This is a genomic window from Halomonas lysinitropha (assembly GCF_902500215.1).
Classification (GTDB): domain Bacteria; phylum Pseudomonadota; class Gammaproteobacteria; order Pseudomonadales; family Halomonadaceae; genus Halomonas; species Halomonas lysinitropha.
Genome location: NZ_CABVOU010000057.1, coordinates 1 through 210, shown reverse-complemented (window position 1 = coordinate 210; position 210 = coordinate 1). Strand labels below are relative to the sequence as shown.

At 55.7% G+C, this 210-nt stretch carries 1 rRNA gene; it reads left to right on the top strand.

Annotated features, from left to right (window positions below):
* Positions 1–210 (top strand): 16S ribosomal RNA (locus tag HALO32_RS17845); the annotation flags it as partial.

Sequence of the window (210 nt, the reverse complement as noted above, 5' to 3'; positions counted from 1 at the left end):
GCAGTGGGGAATATTGGACAATGGGCGCAAGCCTGATCCAGCCATGCCGCGTGTGTGAAGAAGGCTTTCGGGTTGTAAAGCACTTTCAGTGAGGAAGAAGGCCTTGGGGCCAATACCCCCGAGGAACGACATCACTCACAGAAGAAGCACCGGCTAACTCCGTGCCAGCAGCCGCGGTAATACGGAGGGTGCGAGCGTTAATCGGAATTA